The following is a 16,143-nucleotide window of genomic DNA, read 5'->3' as shown; positions in this document are numbered from 1 at the left end:
GATCAGTGTCGATCAGAATACCGGAATGCACGTTGTTTCAACGCTTCAACTCGCTCGGGTTTATCCGCACTGGAAACCACCTCAAAGTCCCCAGAGTAAACCGTTGGTACTTTTTTCCCTTCAAGATCCCATTTGATGGCTTCAGCCATTGCAACACCCGTATCATCGTTCATTCGCATCACGGTGACATCTAAATCATGATGCTCTATCGCCGCTAATTCGGCAGATCCTCCCCCCCAACCATTGATGAGTACGTCCTCTCTGCCGAGCTCTTTTAAGGCTTTAACGGCACCGAGAGCCACATCCGTTGAACAGGCATACACCAATTTAATCTCTGGATGCTCTTTCAGATTCTCAAGCGTGATTTTATAGGCACTTTCCTGATTCGCCTGAGTATAAAACGATGATACGAGCGGGTATCCAGTCATCGCTTGGATAAAGGTATCTCCTCGGGCTTCACTCACATAACCTTGTGAAAAATACAGCACGGAATAAGGCGAATGGGGGTTCAATGTTTTCTTAAAATAATCCACCAACATACCGGTTCCAATTTCATGGTCAAAGCCGATATACATCCAGGGTTGTTGGTGAGCCCAGTCTTTCACTGGTGTCGTCACATTCTGTAAAATGAGTTTGGTTTCCCGCCCTCTTAACACATGTTCAATAAATTTTCTGTGTCTGGTGGTATCGAGCGTAAAAATCAAATAGTCGGACTTATTCTTTAACGCTTCCATCAAAGACAGACTTTGCTGACGAATATCCATATTCGGCCGCGTAAACACTTGATGAATTTCATACTTGATATCCAATTCATTCAAGCGTGACTCAAAGGCCAGAATGTTACGGCTCCAATAATCTGAGACTTGCTGACCGGGATAAATCACAGATATTTTTACTGGGCGTGTCTGAGTTGCCTGTAACGGCTTCGGCTCAAGCCGAACCGCATTTGCCAAAGAGAGCGTCAGTTGCTTTTGTTCAGGGTTTAAATCAAGAAATTCGTTGTAATGCCAATAGCCACTTAACGCATACGCTGCTGAATGATACACAAGGAAGCAGGTGGTTAAAATAACGCCAAAAAATCTCATTATTGTCTTCTCATTAATTGAATGTGTTCAACAGAAACAAAAGAAAGAGCGCTCATGTGATGCGCCCTGTGATGAATCAAAAAGTAAAGGCGAGATTTGCCGAGCCGCCCAACTGATGTTCTCCGGCATAACGGCCGGCAATATCAAGGCTCACCACATCTCCGGGGCTGATACCCAAACCGAAGGTAATGGCATCATCCACTGTATTTTCTGTGTCAATTTCATATCCGGCCCTTAGCTGGCCCCAGCCCCAGGCATTCCCTTCAATACCAAACCGGACAAACTGAGTGTCATCATTTTTACCGGTAAAACGTTCTTGCTTGGTCATATCAACATCAATCGCTGCACTCAAGAACTCTCCGGCATAGCCAGCCGATACCGTCACTTGCGTGTCCAATTGATAATGATTCTGACCATCAAAAGTCTCAATTGAATGATTAAACAAGTCTTTTACACTAACACCAACCCGATAGGCATCTTTGAGCCAAACAGCACCGATATCCAGGTTCAATGCATTTTTGTTGACTTCGCTTTTATCGTAATCATCCCAATCAAAGTTTTTCACTGATGCGATCTGTTTATATGTTCTCATCCACTGATATTTAGGCGTAATGCCGAAAGAAAATTGCTGCTGTAAAAATTCATACTTCTTTGCAAAAGCCACACCGAATTCGGTATATCCAAAAGCCAGTAAATCAACACTGGATGCTTCATAACGACTCTGGACAGCTGCGGCCGAGTCACCTGTGTTTGCCGCAATCTTCGGCTCGGCAAACAATTCAACATATCCTCGGGCATAAACATTCATAGCAAGCGTTTGATGAGGAATTGCCATAGCAACACCGAGACCACCTGATGCATTTAATGGAGCATTGTCAGAAAGATCATCCAAATAACGATTCATTTGGGTAATCGTTGCAGAATCAACACTACCACCACTCGCTTCATACCGATCGATGTCATCTTGCAAATCATCGACAATTGAAATGGTATCATCTTCGTCTCGGACATTCAGGTTTACGGAAGGGAGCAATAATCCGAAATCATCATGATCACGATACACCGCTGTTAAAGCTGGGTTATAAAAAGGGGCTGACAGAAAATCCGCGGTCGTCACACCAGTATTTCCCATCCCATTTCCTCTCGCATCGGCAACCCATGATGCTGCCTCAACCGGAGCCACAAAAGAACATACCACTGCCATCAATCGATAATTCTTCATAAATACCCACCTTATCTCATAAGTGATCGATCTAAGATTAGTACAAAACGAACGTTCTACAGATAGTTATGCATCTTTATGATCAAAAATTTGCGACGGTAATAAATTTTTGAGCACTATTTTTTCTTTACGGGTTTTGGAAAAACGTTTGACCTTCGCTTCCATGCGCAACGCGTCACGATGAGTACCGACAGGATGGCTCCAGACCAGCGTCAGAGGTGATTTGCCCCGCAATGCCTTTGCTCCCTGACCACACTGATGCTGCTGAAAACGTCGCGCAATATCGGTGGTTATACCGCAGTACAGGGCATTTTGGGGCGTTCTAATCAAATAGATCCACCACTCAGAGGTGTGTTCGTCAGTCATCAAATCTTATTCACGAGAAGAAAGGAGCTCTTCAATTTGTGTGCGTAGCCACTGAACTTCCTGCTTTAATCCCTCAACTTCTTGTTCGAGGGCATCAAATCGTTCTGATTGTCCCGGGGCTTCCGTTGCCGATTCTGCTGCAATATCTTCACTGGCATCATAGGCTGTAAATGTCTGACGATAGCGAATTTCTCTTTTGCCCGGCTCCCGCGCTAACCGAGCCACTAGTTCTCTTTCAATCAGCGTTTCCAGAACATGTTCCGTTGTCTTCATGTCCGGCAGAACACAGAGACGGTTGGTTCGGGTTCGTAATTCTCCGGGAGTTTGCGGGCCACGTAACAACAAGCAGCAAATGATACCCAGTTCTTGCTCTGTCAATTGCAAATCACCGAACTCCGTATTGCAAAAGCGATGTTGGTATTTGCTGGTCCGGCTGTTAAAGCCGCTTTCATCACTGACCAACCGACGAGAAATTAAACCTTCTACGGTTTCAAGCACTTGAGATTCTGATAAATTCATCACAGGCTCTCGGTTGCTTTTCTGATTGCAGGCGGTAACCAAACTATTGAGGCTCAGTGGATAGTAATCCGGTGTGGTAATCGATTTTTCAATTAAACTGCCGATAATTCGCGCTTCATGCGTACTAAGCTCATACTTCATCATGATTTCCTTCATGCTCTATTCAATTGAATTCGGTATATACCCAAATGACCTCAAGATGCCGTTTCAGCGAGAATCACTGGGCTCAGAGGCAAGACAGAGATTTGAGTCATAGCCATTCTCTAACACAATCTCTGAGTTCAGTGATCTCGCCCTTCGGGAGTGCTTCTTGAGGTTACTGGGTGTAACACAATATTTAACATCATTTAATGTTCGACAACAAAACTACATTTAACAATATGGCCATGCTCATCCAGCATGAAAATGTGCGAACGATATAATTCGATGTCCGTGAAACTACACGATTTTCTTGCTTTGATATAGCCAGTTCTGAGTTTATCCTGACATGGGTTTTCGAACGGTTCCTCAATAATGGGAACAATAATCTCTGATGATAATGACATGACTTCTGATGAGTGATAATAGGAGTGTCATTATCATATAGTGACTGACTCAGAAAATAAATCATGTTCAAACGAGGAATCACATTTCCAGTCGCCTCACATGCGAATCGCTAGAAAATTCAGCAGACAAAGCTACTTTTGATTGATCTCAGGGCTGTTCCCAAGGCGATGGATATGATTTAATTCTGATAGACCATTTAATAAGACAATAGGAAAGGAACCGATGAGCAGCGTATTTGAAATTGTCTCGCTAGCACGCCGTAAAAACAAACTAAAACGGGAGTTGATCGATAACGAGAAAAAAGTTCGGGATAACCGTAAACGTGTTGACCTGCTTGAGAACCTGCTAGATTACATCAAACCTGAAATGACACACGATGAGTTCATTGCCATCGTGAAAAACATGAAAGCAGACTATGAAGATCGAGTTGATGATCACATCATCAAGAGTGCGGAAATCTCCAAAGAGCGCCGGGAAATGAGCCGTCGCATTAAAGAGTTGACCGAACAAGATAAGCTCCAGACGCAGGGTAAGAAATAATCCCCGCTGCATTGCCATGGATTCAGATAAACCCACATTCATGTGGGTTTTTTTACGCTGCCATATTGTTCTCCATAACATGAGTTCTCAACGAGATGAACTCTCGGCGATATAATCGTTCGCAACAACATCATTGTCCTCAGCAACATAGCAACACTCGCTTGTCATCTAAAAACGTCTTTCTTCCGTCATAATTCCCTAATATTTTTATGTTTTTATTGATCTGATTTCAGGCTAGACTCAATGGAAGCCCTCATACCAATAAAAGGAAAATATCATGATCGAACAAGGTCAGAAGCTCCCTGAAGCAACGTTAAGTCAACTGACAGCAGATGGCATGGTCAATCATCAGGTTCAAGAACTGTTCGCCGGTAAGAAAGCAGTTCTATTTGCCGTTCCCGGTGCATTCACACCGACCTGCTCAGAAGCGCATCTGCCCGGCTATGTTGTGCTGGCCGACCAGTTAAAAGCGAAAGGCATTGATATTATCGCGTGTGTTTCCGTCAATGATGCATTTGTGATGAAAGCATGGGGCGAAGCTCAGAATGCTTCAGAAATTATGATGCTGGCTGACGGCGATGCCAGTTTCACCAAAGCGCTCGGTCTGGAAATGGATACCGAGCAATTCGGTGGCGTTCGTTCGCAACGCTATGCCATGATCATTGAAGATGGTGTGGTCAAGCAGCTCAATGTTGAACCCCCGAAATCATTTGAAGTCAGCAACGCTGAAACGATTCTTGCCAGTCTATAAATCGCATGAGCAACGATCAAAAAACGGAAACCTCGGTTTCCGTTTTTTGAACCATCGTTTTTGATGCATTGAGCGCGACAGTCTCTCGGTAAACCACGCCTTTCACGCTATTAAATTCGGTAATATCGGGCTGCCTTTTAAACGATGATATTCGGATAAGGCCACCTTGTCTGCCAACGTGTCAACATGCGCTTCAGACAATTCACACCAAAAGACTTCCTCGGCCTCGAAAGACGAGATGCCGCCATCCCAAAAACTAACGACATAATAGTGCAACAGTTGTATCTCTGTGGTCGGATGATAAAGCGAGCAGAGATAATGATAGTTTTTCGGGATGACACCGAGTTCTTCCTGAATTTCACGCAGCAGCGCTTCTTTTTGTGACTCACCCGATTCAATATGACCACCGGGAATCGCGACAATATCAGGATCACACGTTTTATCTTTCGAACGCTTTTCCAGCAGGACTTGAGTATCATCAACCAATAAAAAAGACACACATTCATGTACTTTCATCATCTTATCCTTCCTCCGGGCCATACTCACACCAGTATCACATTATGATAGACCGATTCCTATCGTCCAGCATACACCGATGTCAACCAACAGTGCTAACACCGATACCAGATACATCAGTCGAATCGTGCGCTGGATATCATCTCGCTCAATCATACGGTGATGATCACCAATCCAAGGCTTTTCGACCCGCTGGCCGAAATAATCATTGGCACCGCCAAGCCGTATCCCCAAAGCGCCGGCAACAGCCGCTTCTGACCATGCGCAATTCGGGCTTTTATGTTGATAGCGATCCCGCCAGCCAATGGTCAATGCACCTCGCGCATCGTAACGCAATAACAAAGCCGCCACAGAAAAGAGTAACCAGCTTATACGCGCAGGTAACCAGTTCGCCAGATCGTCCATTTTGGCAGAAACATAGCCCAACGCCCGGTATTTTTCGTGCTGGTACCCCACCATTGAATCCAAGGTATTGATCGCTTTATACGCCATTGCCAACGGCACACCACCGAGAAACAGATAGAGCATCGGTGCAATGACACCATCTACGGTATTTTCTGCAACCGTTTCGACCACAGCACGAGAAATCTGAGCATCGTCGAGGCGACGGGTATCCCGCCCCACAATGTAAGACAATTGCCGACGGCTCTCTTCAATATCACCTTGCCCCTGCGCCCGATAAACCAGATTGGCACAGTCAGCCAAACACCGACCAGCCAATGTGGTATAAGCCAACCACACGCACGCCACCACACCGACCCAGGGATGAATCGCTGCGGCAGCTTGCAACACCAGCCAAGTCAGCCCCCAGCTCAATGCCACAATCACAATCCACAATATGGCGCCGCCCACATACAGCACACGCTCATGCCGACTCAAACGACGAATCATTTGTTCTGTGTGGGCAATCGCAGTCCCGATCAACCGGATCGGATGCGGCCAGTGAGGCGGATCACCGAGAATGAAGTCAAGAATAAAGGCACAGCAATAAATCAACAGACTCATTGGCGAACACTTCCCCGTCGGAACCAATGCAACAATAAATCAGGATTCTGACCAAAATGAACATGGAGATAACTCGCAAGTGTATTCTTGACTTGATACCCGCCTTGCCAACGCTGTAAAACCTGACCATCCCGTTCCTTGGTACAGGTGAACACTGGGACAAGATCTGTCGTAAACTCGGAGTAATGAAACTCATGTCCCCAAATCACCTCATCTTGTGAGGCAATCAGCACATCTTGGTTCGCAGTCACCTGACAATAACCGAATCGCTTCAGCGAAGTTGTCATCGTGCTATACCCCTGAAAAATACCACTCATGGGATACTGCTGCCCGGCTTGATCGATTAAACTTTCCCCCAAATACATCAGCCCGCCACACTCGGCATAGATCGCCACGCCTTGCTCATGAGCACGCTTCAATGCTGCCAGCATAGGCTGGTTGGCTGACAATTGTTCGGCATACAATTCTGGGAATCCCCCGCCAATATAAATCAGATCGGCATCAGGCAAAGTCTCATCCTGCAAAGGGCTGAACCGAACAATCCGAACCCCGCTTGCAGCCAAGAGATCAAGGTTATCCTGATAATAGAAATTAAAAGCATCATCATAAGCCATTGCTAACGTCAGACCGTTTCCTTGTCCTTTTAGGGCTTGCGCCAGCGTATCATCAGGTACGGGTACCGGTGGCAGTGCTGAGAGCTGAAGCAGTAAATCCAGATCGAGGTGCTGCTCAATCTGATCAGCCAGTTGATCCCAAGCATCATCATAATTCGCTTGTTCATGTGCGGTGACCAACCCGAGATGACGAGAAGGTAATTCAATCGCGTTAAGATGCGGTAAACGCCCGATCACCGGAATGTCGGTATAACGTTCAATGGCGGTTTTCAATAAATCGAAGTGACCGTCTGAATTGACTTGATTGAGAATAACACCAGCGATATTTAAGCTCGGGTCAAACTGCTGAAATCCCAGTACCGTTGCAGCGGCCGACGTTGATACCGCTTTTCCGTCAATCACCAGAATAACCGGACAAGCCAGTTGTTTTGCCATCCCGGCACTGCTGCAATAGTGAGGATCAATGCCGTAACCATCGTATAACCCCATCACCCCTTCAATGACCGCGACATCAACCTGAGCCACCCGTTGGTAAAACGTATTCAATAATGCCGCCTGCGGTAACATGAATTCGTCCAGATTTCTGGATGAAGTACCAGCAACCCGCGAATGCCATGCAGTATCAATATAGTCGGGACCGACTTTGAATGGCTGAACCGACAATCCCCTGCGTCGAAATGCGCGTAGTAACCCTAAGGTGAGGGTCGTTTTACCACTGCCACTGCTCGTGCCACCAATTAAGAATGCATTCATGTCGGTTTAGCTCTCATGTCGGTTTGAATATGATTTTTAATCAAAAACAGCACCATAGCAGAAGTCGTTAAACCTGATCACCACAAAGTTATCGATCTGCACCACTTTATCTACACAAAATGTCAGCCCAAAAGTGCTATCCCATCCGTAAGGGATAAAGCGATGAGCTGACTCAAACGTCAGGAATATTGTCAGATAATATCAATCGCTTCATCAAATTTTCATATTGATGGCCGACAATGCAAAGATCAGACGACAGGACATCCGCCACCGGCTTGAAACCACTCAAACGATATCAGTACGAACATTATGCCGTACTCTGTAAACTCGCCTACCCTCGAATATTCAGGCATACCCGGTATGGTTTTGACCCTAACGGGCAACGAGTTATCCGTGATCGATACGGTAAAACCATGATCAGAGTGCTATGGAGCGCCAAAAAAGACGAAGTTGTGGTCGTGTTTAAAGGATCTCATTCTGTAAGTGACTGGGTGCTGAATCTCGCGTTATGGATGAAAGACTGTCGGCCACTCGGGCTGCCTTATCATATTCATGCCGGTTTGTACTATCTGTTACAACAGGAAAGCCAGCCGGTTCGCAATGAAGATAGACTCGGTGTAAGTGTACTGGAAAGGCTGGAAACGATTTTGTTACCGTTGATTGAACAAGGGAAACGCGTCGTACTGACCGGACATTCATCCGGTGGCGCCATGGCATGCGTTGTCGCGGACTATCTGGAACGCAGAGTACCGAAAAGTATCAAGCGGGTGGTTACCTTTGGTCAACCCGCTGTCGGCAACTGGCGCTTCTACAGGCAGTATACGTTGAAACATAAAACCTATCGTATCTGTTGCGACATCGATATTGTGACCTTTTTACCACCATTGCCGTTTGTCTATTGGCACGTCGGTAAACTGCTCTGGCTGTATAACGGGCGTATTTATGAAAATACCCCGACTTTGATCCGACTTAGTCGTTCGCTGCTCAGTTGGGTGATTCGTCCGTTTTCTTATCATTTGATGAGTAAATACATTCGCAATAAGGATTTCTTTGACGAACGCTAGGGGCTGTTGACCTTTCGTGGTTGAATTTTGTTCAATCCGAACGGGTATTGATCGCGGCGCGGGGCATGCCGCTTAGCTATCCTAAGCAAATGACCCGTAACAAAGAGCAAGACACGTTCAGATGAACCCTCTGGGCAGCATTTGTCGCTCATTTATCCAGCGTTAGGTCATAGTTCATGTAGATCGCTACACTTCACATGACCTGCCTTGACTAAATGCACGACAAATTGCTGCAAAAACCATTACGAAAGGTCAACAGCCCCTAGGGATGACGGGTCGATAAGTCAGTGTGCCGGAGACATAAAAAAAGACGCTCAAAGCGTCTTTTTTTATCACAATATGGAGGCGCGTCCCGGAGTCGAACCGAGGTCCACGGATTTGCAATCCGCTGCATAGCCACTCTGCCAACGCGCCAAATTATTTTATTCTCAAAACATTGAAGATGGTGCCCCGGGCCGGACTTGAACCGGCACAGCGCGAACGCCGAGGGATTTTAAATCCCTTGTGTCTACCAATTCCACCACCAGGGCAACGCTAAAAAAGCGATGGTAACACCACCTCTCATCGGTATGAACCGTGAGAACGAGGCATACTTTAACGGATTGATTGTCGAGGTCAACAAAAATTTCTCTATTATCAATCGAATGGCTAATAAACATGCGCCTTGGTATAGACAACATACAATCCGGATAAAAACCAGCCACGTTCTGTCCCTATTTCACGGTCTTTTCATGTCCTCAGTTCCGCACTGGTGATAGAGCCATTCCATTTTCAAGTGTTCAGGCACTTTCTCTTCATATTTTTATGTCATGTCACATGATTTTTGAATCTATTGGATTTTTCACAAACTGATTCCCCTTCTATATTCAACGGATTATCATGACCAATATCCGCATTACCACAGATGAACTAAACATGTTTAAACTGATAAGACTTTGAATGTGATATGTTTTAATCTCGACGGTTTATGCGCTTTAAAGCACGATACAAAATACGCGAGTGATATTTTGTATCGTAAACGTTCAGCCACTCGGCTTGCCAACAAAAGCAAAAAGAAAAGGGGAAATTCAGATGAGTGAAAACCAATACGTACCACCTAAAGTGTGGAAGAATGAACCAAGTTCGGGGAATCAATGGGCGAATATTAACCGTCCGGAAGCCGGGGCAAGGTTTGAGCAAGATCTGCCTGTTGGTGAGCACCCATTCCAACTTTATTCATTAGGCACACCGAACGGCCAAAAAGTCACCATCCTGTTTGAAGAGCTCTTAGCCTTGGGCATTCAAGAAGCTGAATATGACGCTCACCTCATTAACATCGGGGATTCCGAGCAGTTTTCATCGGGATTCGTTGCCGTCAATCCAAACTCAAAAATTCCTGCTTTGGTTGATCACTCAGGGGATGAAGCGGTTAACGTGTTTGAGTCAGCGTCTATATTGGTCCACCTTGCTGAAAAGTTTGGCAAGTTCTTACCAGCAAATGGCCCGGCAAGAACTCAGACATTCAATTGGTTGTTTTGGGCACAAGGATCTGCACCGTTTTTAGGCGGAGGGTTTGGACATTTCTATGCGTATGCCGATGAAAAACAAGAGTACCCGATTAACCGTTTCGCGATGGAAGTGAAACGTCAGCTCGATGTATTAGATAAGCAACTGGCAAAAAACACTTATGTGTCTGGTGAGGAATATACCATTGCGGATATGGCGATTTGGCCTTGGTATGGCAATCTGGTGTTAGGTCAGGCATACAACGCTGGTGAATTTTTACAAGTTCATACATACGAAAATGTGGTCCGTTGGGCCAAACAGATCGAAGCGCGTGAAGCCGTCCAGCGCGGTCGTATTGTAAACCGTACAATGGGTGAAACATGGGAACAACTGGCTGAAAGGCATAGCGCAGCAGATATCGATAACGCTTTAAAATTAAAGCCATAGAACCATTCAATCAAGCGCACTGGTGACGGTGCGCTTGTATTCCTGATAAATTTATCTGCTCATTTGAATGAGTCAGGGCTCCGATATCTTTCATTTCAATCATTCTCTCCCGCTATCAATGGCTCGATAAATATATTGCTTTTCTCTAATGAGGTATTAGAATCCGCGTCGTTTTGATGCTGTCAAACAATCAATCGCGACAGCTTATTCCTCATCTATTTGTAAAGGTAAGTATTCATGTCAATGAAATTAGCCAACCCAGCCCCTCTTGGCTTAATGGGTTTTGGTATGACCACCGTATTGCTCAATATTCACAATGCCGGGTTCTTCCCTCTCGATTCAATGATTCTGGCTATGGGAATATTCTATGGCGGACTCAGTCAAGTCATTGTAGGCATCATGTGTTTTAACCGTGGCGACACCTTCGGTACCACGGCGTTCACTTCTTACGGTTTATTCTGGCTCACCTTAGTTGGTTTGATTGTGATGCCCAAAATGGGGCTGCCTGCCAGTCCTGCTCACTTTATGGGGTGTTACCTTGCATTGTGGGGAATTTTCACCGGCTTTATGTTTATTGGTTCTTTGTGTTATCCGATAGCCAAACAAGTCGTGTTCGGCTCTCTGACAGTTCTGTTTGCATTATTGGCAGTTCATGATTTCACCGGTAATGAAACGATTGGTGTGATTGCCGGTTTTGAAGGTATTTTCTGTGGTGCAAGTGCGATCTACTTCGCGATGGCACAAGTGCTCAACCATGAATATGGTCGTGTAATTTTACCCGTGGGTGATAAACGTAAGGTCAAAGTTCAAGCCGCTGTGGCTTAGTATTACGTCCGCGTTCCCACGCCCCCCATAAAACGATGGTGAGAGATATCATCATCACAATCAGCCTGTTGAAACAGGCTGATTTTATTTGTATCACTGATTCATATTTATTATTCGGCAAGCCGGACTCTAATAAATCCCAAAGTTTTTGCCATCAGGCTAAAAAATAATTCAACATCTCTGAATAAACCATCATTCAACTGACCATTGAACGTCATTAATATCTGATGATAACCCACGCCAAGCACATCTTTTTGAACCATCATACAGACTATGATACTCTCGAAAAGCGTAATTTTATCAATGTAACTGTCTTTACTCGACCTGTCTGTAAAGCAAGAAATTACACTTTATATACATAGGGTAAATAATAAAAAACAATTTTGTTAGGTGATCAGGAGCTTTAATGTCAAACTTATATTTAAAACGGGTTTTATGCCTTATTCCGGCATCATGCTTAATCGCTTTCCCGGGATATGCTGCAGAAAATAGCGGCTTTTCACTCGGTCTCGGGGCTGCATATTCGACGTCAACTTATAAAGATTATGATGAGGATGTCTTTCCACTCCCCATCGTCAATTACGATAATAATGTTTTCTTTGTTCATGGACTCTCAGCAGGGGCCTACTTGTATCAAGATGAATACAACGTGTTACAAGCGTCCGTATCATATTATGCTCAGGAGTTCGATCCGGATGACGCCAACAACAGCCAAATGAAATTGTTGGACAAACGAGACAGCACGGCAATGGGTGCCATTTCTTATACATATCGTTCCCCGCTTGGTAATATCACATCCTCGCTTGCTATCGACGTGCTCGATGAAACCGATGGCGGCATGATTGCTTCGGCACAATATAACTATCCAATCCCTTTTACTCAGCAATTAACTATCATTCCTGAAGCAGGTATTAAATATACCAACAGTGATTTGAATCAACATTATTATGGTGTTAGCTCAAGCGAATCGGCACGTAGCGGATTAACCAATTATGATCCTGGTAGTGCGCTTACACCTTATTTCGGCGTCGCATTTAGATATAATGTTTCTGATACCTTAGGTGCATTTATCGCTAGTCGTTATCAAGTCTTACCCGACGAAATTCAAGATAGTCCAATGGTTGATTCCAGTCACACGATTCAAACGACTGCCGGCATTTCTTATCGTTTTTAATTGCATAGAAAAAAACAGAGAGTCAATAGACTCTCTGTTTTTTATCACTCGTTGTTTTTCAATAAAATCATCTGACGGATGAACGACTTTTTATCAAACGACCGATAATACCGGGGTAATAACGCCAGTTGTAATCGAATATTTCCATTAATTGTGGGTTCCCATAACGAGAAAGACTAATCGCATGAAAACGGTTATGCTTTGCCTTTAATGTGCTGATCGCATCATTTAATTCCTGAGAAGGTTTCGGGGCCATAAAATCAGAAATCACCACCAAATCAGCATTTTTATACTGATCACTGTGCATGGTCTTAATCGCATCCGATAATGCCAGCTCCAGATCGGTACCACCTTTAAAGGTATAACTCAGAAAGTCACACACTTCTCTCAATCCATCTTGCTTAGTCAATTGATAGGTAATAATTTGTGTTGAGAAAATCACAACATAGCAGTCCCGGTTATCCGCCAGAGCAATCTGCATCAAAGCATAAGCGACCGCCTTGGCACACTGCTCCGGAAACCCGTTCATTGAACCTGACGCATCGATACAAACCACAAACGGCCCTTTTTCAATATCGACTTGTGCATTGGCTGGTTTTGTCGTTGTCACTTTCGATAATGTTCGTGACTTTCCCTGCATACGATAGTTCAACAACCGTTTATCAATCAAATGCTTATAAAAAATCACTTCCAACTCGGGATGTGCTAGAAACAACATCTCATTGGGAAGAATCTTATTCAGATCATCACTCTGATGGACACCAACAATATCGTCAGTAGCGAGATCCGATTGTTCTTCAACCAACTGCAACGTTTCGACACTTGCCTGCTGTAGGTCAGGATCATCCACCTCGCTGGCCATACGGCCAAGATTTTCTGCGATTTGTTGAATTTCCTTATGTTTTTTAAGAAATTCAGCATGTTTTTTCATCACAGTCAAATCAACTTTGCCCAGCTTGGCACCAGCCATATTCCACAGTCGGCGGATACTTTTTATATCGTCGGTATCCGTGACTTGATCCATAGAGCGCAGTGTTTCAATCCGTTTATATAAGTCGTCCAATACCTTATCTTTATTCGCTTCCAGCTCCATCACCTGAGCCTGTTTGAGCGCATTGGATAAACTGTTATACCATTGATCGCAAAAGTAACGAGGAAACATTGGATTACTAAAGTTTTTCTTTTGCTCACATAACTGACGGGCAGTGGTATAAAATGCGGAATGCCATTCGAGTTGTTGTAGCACCTCAGGAATTTTCTGAAAAAACGTCTTTTCATCCCAATGAATGACTTCCTGATATAACGCTAATTCCTGTTGAAATCGCTCCGTTTCACAAACATTGGTCATTCTTTTCTTCACCTGACCACGCCACTTGAGCAGGTGATTTTGTACTGAAGTATTGACACCTCGGTTCTCAACTGCGATCAACAGTTGAATGTTGTCCATCAGTTCATTCACCGCTGTATCAATTAACCCTGAATCGGCGATCATCATTGCGAGATTTAGTCCGTCAACACCTAACATCACAATCTCCTAAGTGAAATACTGACCGAAATGATTCATCTGCTGTGCGGCTTCTTCGCACGCAGTGATTGATTGCGCCAACTGTTGTTGTAGTTGCTGTAATGAACTTTCCATTGCGACAGGCAGTTCAGGATCGATAAAATGATGTGGCAACGCGTCATGAAACTGCCGGGACGCCTGACGTAACTGCGAAGCGGCTTGCGCCAATTGCTGATGAACCTGTTCAATCCGTGTTTGCCATACCTGAAATAGTTGATGTTGGTTTTGATGCTGTGTCATCACAACAGAAACCAGGACTGAGCGATTGGCAATATCCTTGATGATTAACAAGTCTTCTGAGTCAACGCCAAACTGAAAAGAACAAAGAGTGGTATTTTGATTCACATAACCGAATAGCTCACCTCCTCCTTCACGGATAACCTTGTCAAACTCAGTTTTAGGTACATAGACCCAATGACAATATTTATCAGTATTCTCTGCATCGGTGACTGTCGTATGACTTTGGAGCAACACGATTTTAAGGAGGTCTTTGCGATTACCGGATTGATAGGTCTTCGCATGTGTCAGGTCATAGCCATAGACCTGTTTCTTAATCAGCCCTGCAGTTTTCTCAACCGCCAATGGCATTGTATATTTTTCCTCTAGCTCTCGTTGAATATCGGCCAACGCTTCCTGACCGATCTCAATTTGGTGCTCAACATCCTGCTGATCAAACGCATATTTCAACGCAAATTCACGAATCACGTCCTTCACAATGGCAAGCGAATCGGGACTGTTCCACAAACAATCCTGTAACAGGAACAGATCCAGTGGATTAATACTGTCACGGCCGTTAAAGAAAGCACTGGCTTTGAGCAGTTTAACGGCTTTTTTCCAACGTCGGTCAGACACATACATCTCATCAGGTGTCGTCAATGACCTGTTTTCCGCTGCTGTATCAAGCATTGACTTGAGTTGGTAGAGTTTTTCAAAAACATCGTTACTCAGCGTCAATTGATCTAATGCCTGCTGCCACTCGTGATACTCCTGATCGGTAATCGCCAACCCTTCCGGAATATGGGCTTCTTGCGAAGTGCCCACTGTCAGCATCGACTTAAAGTTTTGTTTATTCTGGATACGGTTGACAAAGATCCGCACCAGAATTCGGTCAAATAACGCTTCCAGACCACTGTCTTTATCTGGTAACTCATTCGATGCAGACACCAACAGGCGCATGGGTACGCGCTCAACTTCACTACCGTTGTTGAAGGTTTTTTCATTCACGACCGTCAACAATGTATTCAAGATAGCAGGACCGGCTTTCCAGATTTCATCTAAGAAAACGACTTGAGCTGTGGGTAGATAACCTTTGGTTAACCGAAGGTAACGTCCATTATCCTTTAACTCTTGAATACTCAAGGGGCCGAATACTTCTTCAGGCGTTGAAAAACGCGTCATGAGGTATTCAAAATAGGAACTATTTTCGAAGGCTTGAATCAGGCGTTTGGCAATCAAACTCTTTGCAATACCGGGAGGCCCTAACAGAAACACGCTCTCACCAGCAAGGGCAGAAAGCAGACAAATTTTAATCACGTGTTCCCGTTCATAAACACCATCAGCCAGTGCACTGGCTAATTTGTTAATTCTTTCTGACAACAACGCCTTCTGCGAATGACTTGCAGGAATTGAACTTACCATGAATATGACTCACTAGATTCACAAGATAC

General features: G+C 44.6%; 16 protein-coding genes and 2 tRNA genes. 6 read left to right on the top strand and 12 right to left on the bottom strand.

Features of this window, described 5'->3' with window-relative positions; translation table 11 throughout:
• Nucleotides 1-2: 2 nt before the first annotated feature.
• The 4 genes from BSQ33_RS16750 to BSQ33_RS16735 form a co-directional block, all read right to left on the bottom strand.
• Nucleotides 3-1,085, bottom strand: coding sequence for an autoinducer 2-binding periplasmic protein LuxP (locus tag BSQ33_RS16750; RefSeq protein WP_088134717.1), 1,083 nt, complete (start codon nucleotides 1,083-1,085; stop codon nucleotides 3-5).
• Nucleotides 1,086-1,161: 76 nt separating this feature from the next.
• Complete coding sequence (gene traF / locus BSQ33_RS16745; RefSeq protein WP_021018703.1) at nucleotides 1,162-2,307, bottom strand: conjugal transfer protein TraF; 1,146 nt, start codon at nucleotides 2,305-2,307, stop codon at nucleotides 1,162-1,164.
• 66 nt (nucleotides 2,308-2,373) lie between these two features.
• Nucleotides 2,374-2,673 (bottom strand): GIY-YIG nuclease family protein, encoded by a 300-nt coding sequence (locus BSQ33_RS16740; RefSeq protein WP_021018702.1) that lies wholly within the window; start codon nucleotides 2,671-2,673, stop codon nucleotides 2,374-2,376.
• A gap of 6 nt (nucleotides 2,674-2,679) precedes the next feature.
• A complete protein-coding gene (locus BSQ33_RS16735; RefSeq protein ID WP_021018701.1) occupies nucleotides 2,680-3,333 on the bottom strand; it encodes a YceH family protein in 654 nt (217 codons plus the stop codon).
• A gap of 627 nt (nucleotides 3,334-3,960) precedes the next feature.
• Here BSQ33_RS16735 and BSQ33_RS16725 point away from each other — a divergent pair.
• Together BSQ33_RS16725 and BSQ33_RS16720 are read left to right on the top strand one after the other, a co-directional pair.
• Nucleotides 3,961-4,278: a DUF496 family protein gene (locus BSQ33_RS16725; RefSeq protein ID WP_021018699.1), complete on the top strand. Its 318-nt coding sequence runs from the start codon at nucleotides 3,961-3,963 to the stop codon at nucleotides 4,276-4,278.
• A 277-nt stretch (nucleotides 4,279-4,555) separates the two neighbouring features.
• Entirely contained in the window at nucleotides 4,556-5,029 is a 474-nt protein-coding gene (locus BSQ33_RS16720) for a peroxiredoxin (protein WP_021018698.1), read from the top strand.
• 102 nt (nucleotides 5,030-5,131) lie between these two features.
• On the opposite strand, the gene BSQ33_RS16715 is transcribed toward BSQ33_RS16720, so the two are convergent.
• The 3 genes from BSQ33_RS16715 to BSQ33_RS16705 are packed head-to-tail and all read right to left on the bottom strand — an operon-like array spanning nucleotide 5,132 to nucleotide 7,917.
• Complete coding sequence (locus BSQ33_RS16715) at nucleotides 5,132-5,545, bottom strand: NUDIX hydrolase (RefSeq protein ID WP_088135282.1); 414 nt, start codon at nucleotides 5,543-5,545, stop codon at nucleotides 5,132-5,134.
• A gap of 42 nt (nucleotides 5,546-5,587) precedes the next feature.
• Entirely contained in the window at nucleotides 5,588-6,550 is a 963-nt protein-coding gene (cbiB, locus tag BSQ33_RS16710) for an adenosylcobinamide-phosphate synthase CbiB (RefSeq protein ID WP_088134715.1), read from the bottom strand.
• Nucleotides 6,547-7,917 carry a cobyrinate a,c-diamide synthase gene (locus BSQ33_RS16705; RefSeq protein WP_088134714.1) on the bottom strand — a complete coding sequence of 457 codons (1,371 nt, stop codon included), beginning with the start codon at nucleotides 7,915-7,917 and terminating at the stop codon, nucleotides 6,547-6,549. The genes cbiB and BSQ33_RS16705 overlap by 4 nt, the downstream gene beginning before the upstream one ends.
• A gap of 275 nt (nucleotides 7,918-8,192) precedes the next feature.
• Between BSQ33_RS16705 and BSQ33_RS16700 the strand changes: the two genes are divergently transcribed.
• Nucleotides 8,193-8,981: a lipase family protein gene (locus tag BSQ33_RS16700; protein WP_088135281.1), complete on the top strand. Its 789-nt coding sequence runs from the start codon at nucleotides 8,193-8,195 to the stop codon at nucleotides 8,979-8,981.
• A gap of 340 nt (nucleotides 8,982-9,321) precedes the next feature.
• On the opposite strand, the gene BSQ33_RS16695 is transcribed toward BSQ33_RS16700, so the two are convergent.
• Nucleotides 9,322-9,395 (bottom strand) — tRNA-Cys (locus BSQ33_RS16695).
• A gap of 29 nt (nucleotides 9,396-9,424) precedes the next feature.
• Nucleotides 9,425-9,511: transfer RNA gene (locus tag BSQ33_RS16690), tRNA-Leu, on the bottom strand.
• A 541-nt stretch (nucleotides 9,512-10,052) separates the two neighbouring features.
• On the opposite strand from BSQ33_RS16690, the gene yghU reads away from it, so the two are divergent.
• On the top strand, nucleotides 10,053-10,913 hold the full coding sequence (gene yghU, locus BSQ33_RS16685; RefSeq protein ID WP_021019237.1) for a glutathione-dependent disulfide-bond oxidoreductase: 861 nt from the start codon (nucleotides 10,053-10,055) through the stop codon (nucleotides 10,911-10,913).
• Nucleotides 10,914-11,150: 237 nt separating this feature from the next.
• The gene (locus BSQ33_RS16680; protein WP_021019236.1) at nucleotides 11,151-11,738 is read left to right on the top strand and encodes an acetate uptake transporter; all 588 of its coding nucleotides are present in this window, start codon (nucleotides 11,151-11,153) and stop codon (nucleotides 11,736-11,738) included.
• Between the two features lie 110 nt (nucleotides 11,739-11,848).
• Here BSQ33_RS16680 and BSQ33_RS21645 read toward each other — a convergent pair whose 3' ends face one another.
• Entirely contained in the window at nucleotides 11,849-12,004 is a 156-nt protein-coding gene (locus tag BSQ33_RS21645) for a hypothetical protein (RefSeq protein WP_157721423.1), read from the bottom strand.
• A 140-nt stretch (nucleotides 12,005-12,144) separates the two neighbouring features.
• On the opposite strand from BSQ33_RS21645, the gene BSQ33_RS16675 reads away from it, so the two are divergent.
• Nucleotides 12,145-12,912 carry a MipA/OmpV family protein gene (locus BSQ33_RS16675; protein WP_021019234.1) on the top strand — a complete coding sequence of 256 codons (768 nt, stop codon included), beginning with the start codon at nucleotides 12,145-12,147 and terminating at the stop codon, nucleotides 12,910-12,912.
• A 67-nt stretch (nucleotides 12,913-12,979) separates the two neighbouring features.
• On the opposite strand, the gene viaA is transcribed toward BSQ33_RS16675, so the two are convergent.
• Nucleotides 12,980-14,437: an ATPase RavA stimulator ViaA gene (viaA, locus tag BSQ33_RS16670; protein WP_021019233.1), complete on the bottom strand. Its 1,458-nt coding sequence runs from the start codon at nucleotides 14,435-14,437 to the stop codon at nucleotides 12,980-12,982.
• Between the two features lie 9 nt (nucleotides 14,438-14,446).
• Nucleotides 14,447-16,114, bottom strand: coding sequence for an ATPase RavA domain-containing protein (locus BSQ33_RS16665; RefSeq protein ID WP_021019232.1), 1,668 nt, complete (start codon nucleotides 16,112-16,114; stop codon nucleotides 14,447-14,449).
• Nucleotides 16,115-16,143: the final 29 nt, after the last annotated feature.

The organism is Vibrio gazogenes, from assembly GCF_002196515.1.
In the GTDB taxonomy this organism is placed as follows: Bacteria; Pseudomonadota; Gammaproteobacteria; order Enterobacterales; family Vibrionaceae; genus Vibrio; species Vibrio gazogenes_A.
Note: the sequence above shows the minus strand (reverse complement) of the source record. Positions and strands in the feature narration are given on the sequence as shown.

Excerpts from the sequence above, each read along its gene's own strand:
- yghU (WP_021019237.1), top strand. The coding sequence starts at position 10,053 with ATGAGTGAAAACCAATACGTACCACCTAAAGTGTGGAAGAATGAACCA.
- BSQ33_RS16675 (WP_021019234.1), top strand. The coding sequence starts at position 12,145 with ATGTCAAACTTATATTTAAAACGGGTTTTATGCCTTATTCCGGCATCA.
- cbiB (WP_088134715.1), bottom strand. The coding sequence starts at position 6,550 with ATGAGTCTGTTGATTTATTGCTGTGCCTTTATTCTTGACTTCATTCTC.
- BSQ33_RS16715 (WP_088135282.1), bottom strand. The coding sequence starts at position 5,545 with ATGAAAGTACATGAATGTGTGTCTTTTTTATTGGTTGATGATACTCAA.
- BSQ33_RS16665 (WP_021019232.1), bottom strand. The coding sequence starts at position 16,114 with ATGGTAAGTTCAATTCCTGCAAGTCATTCGCAGAAGGCGTTGTTGTCA.
- BSQ33_RS16735 (WP_021018701.1), bottom strand. The coding sequence starts at position 3,333 with ATGAAGTATGAGCTTAGTACGCATGAAGCGCGAATTATCGGCAGTTTA.
- BSQ33_RS16725 (WP_021018699.1), top strand. The coding sequence starts at position 3,961 with ATGAGCAGCGTATTTGAAATTGTCTCGCTAGCACGCCGTAAAAACAAA.
- BSQ33_RS16750 (WP_088134717.1), bottom strand. The coding sequence starts at position 1,085 with ATGAGATTTTTTGGCGTTATTTTAACCACCTGCTTCCTTGTGTATCAT.
- BSQ33_RS16680 (WP_021019236.1), top strand. The coding sequence starts at position 11,151 with ATGTCAATGAAATTAGCCAACCCAGCCCCTCTTGGCTTAATGGGTTTT.
- traF (WP_021018703.1), bottom strand. The coding sequence starts at position 2,307 with ATGAAGAATTATCGATTGATGGCAGTGGTATGTTCTTTTGTGGCTCCG.
- viaA (WP_021019233.1), bottom strand. The coding sequence starts at position 14,437 with ATGTTAGGTGTTGACGGACTAAATCTCGCAATGATGATCGCCGATTCA.
- BSQ33_RS16720 (WP_021018698.1), top strand. The coding sequence starts at position 4,556 with ATGATCGAACAAGGTCAGAAGCTCCCTGAAGCAACGTTAAGTCAACTG.
- BSQ33_RS16705 (WP_088134714.1), bottom strand. The coding sequence starts at position 7,917 with ATGAATGCATTCTTAATTGGTGGCACGAGCAGTGGCAGTGGTAAAACG.
- BSQ33_RS21645 (WP_157721423.1), bottom strand. The coding sequence starts at position 12,004 with ATGATGGTTCAAAAAGATGTGCTTGGCGTGGGTTATCATCAGATATTA.
- BSQ33_RS16740 (WP_021018702.1), bottom strand. The coding sequence starts at position 2,673 with ATGACTGACGAACACACCTCTGAGTGGTGGATCTATTTGATTAGAACG.